Here is a 1765-nt window from a genome sequence, read left to right on the forward strand (position 1 = left end):
GCAGCCATCAATATCTCCCCTACGCCGCCGCCTTTTCCTCCGGCTCATCGTCCAGGATCGAGCGGATAAAACGTCTGCACCGCGCCATCCAGTGCCGAGCCATCGCGGGCGACCACTTGGGCGTTGCCGTGGACGCGCACCGCCGACTGGCCGGTTTCACCCGCCGCATCGATCACTTGGCCGACGGTGCGGACGACATCGCTCGTGGTTTCGGCGGCGACGAGGGAGTTGTGGGCGATTTCGGCGGTCGCCGTTTCCTGATGCTGCACGGCGGTGGCAATCGTGCCGCTGATTGAGGTGAGTTCGCTGATCGTGCTGTTGATCGTGTGCATGGCGCGCACGGTTTCCGCCGTTGCGGATTGAATGGCGTTGATCTGCTGGGTGATATCTTCGGTGGCGCGCGCCGTTTGGGCCGCGAGGTTTTTCACTTCGCCCGCAACCACGGCAAAGCCTTTCCCGGCATCCCCCGCCCGCGCGGCTTCGATGGTGGCGTTGAGTGCCAACAGGTTCGTCTGTGCCGCAATCGATTGGATAAGTTGCACGACCTCGCCGATGCGGTGGGCGGCTTCCGCCAGCACCTGCACCGTGCCGCTGGTTTCTTCCGCCGCCGCCGCGCCCTTATGGGCGATTTCGGTGGAATGGGTGACGCGTTCGGCGATATCGGCGATGGAGCCGCGCAGCTTATCGGTGGCTTGGGCGACGTTTTTGACATTGGCGGAGGCCTGGCGCACGGCATCGGCCACCGAAACCGCCTGACTATTGGTTTGATCGGCGAGCGCCGCCATCGAGCCCGCCGAGGTTTCAAGATCGACCGAGGCTTGCCGCAGGCCCGTAAGCACGCCGCGCACCAGCCCTTCGAAGGATTCGGCGATTTGCAGGCGGCGGGCGCGCGCCTTTTCTTCCATCGCGTCCAGATACGCGGTGGTCATCACGTCCAAATCGAGCATGGCGAGGCGATTGACCGCCGTCACCGCGTCGGTCAGCGCCTCACGCCGCCAGCGGAAATGCGCCGTAAGCACTTCGATGATGCGGTTCACCACGAAGACTTTGCCGCCCATAAACCAGCGCGGCTCCCACTTAATCTTCGCGAACATATGCCCCAGGGCACAGGCTTTTTTGAAATAGGCCGCGTCGAAATTGGCCTGAAGCTGCGCGACCCAACTATCGACCGCGCCTTTTTTGATCTGCTGTGCCGTTTCGGGATTGGCCCCAAAGGTGGCTTTGCCCGCCGGGACGCTGAGAATTTTCTGAAAATAATCTTCGATAATGCCCTCAAGATGGGGCTGAACAATCGGGAGGAGGCTGCGCAACGTCGCGCAGGTTTTGGCGTCGATCCCGAGAAAGCGGAACCGCAAATCCTGCGCCTCACCGGCGAGCATCGGGGTTGCGGTTTGGGCAAGGGGGGGAGAATCGCGCATAAAGCCTCCAAGCGACATACTTGCGGACATTATCCGCTAAATTGCCGCTAAAAATCAAACGAATAGCGTGAATACAATGGTATATTTTCTCGGAAATGGATGTAAAAGGGGCATCAAGCCCCTTCACTCAGAGTTTTCGTTATGTGTTTTCGCGCCGTATCATAGGCATGATCGTAAACACCAATATCTTCGACAAAATAGTCGAAATAACTTCTCTGAACAGCAATCTCAATGGGCTCTAACTGAACCTGATTATAGCCATTGTCCTTTAACTTACCTTCTTTAATCCAAGCATTGACCATTTCAATCGAATGAATTTGCTGGCCGTAGGCGGCGTTGAACCAAAG

2 protein-coding genes are annotated in these 1765 nt (G+C 58.4%); both read right to left on the minus strand.

The window, feature by feature from the left end; all coding sequences use genetic code 11:
* Nucleotides 1–44: 44 nt before the first annotated feature.
* Nucleotides 45–1418 carry a globin-coupled sensor protein gene (locus VZ95_RS24485; protein WP_052711940.1) on the minus strand — a complete coding sequence of 458 codons (1374 nt, stop codon included), beginning with the start codon at nt 1416–1418 and terminating at the stop codon, nt 45–47.
* 113 nt (nt 1419–1531) lie between these two features.
* Nucleotides 1532–1765: hypothetical protein (locus tag VZ95_RS26070; protein ID WP_045777218.1), on the minus strand; the 234-nt coding region annotated here is incomplete at its 5' end.

Source organism: Elstera litoralis, assembly GCF_000963705.1.
Lineage (GTDB): Bacteria > Pseudomonadota > Alphaproteobacteria > Elsterales > Elsteraceae > Elstera > Elstera litoralis.

Coding starts and splice junctions, on each gene's coding strand:
- VZ95_RS24485 (WP_052711940.1), bottom strand. CDS start 1,418: ATGCGCGATTCTCCCCCCCTTGCCCAAACCGCAACCCCGATGCTCGCC.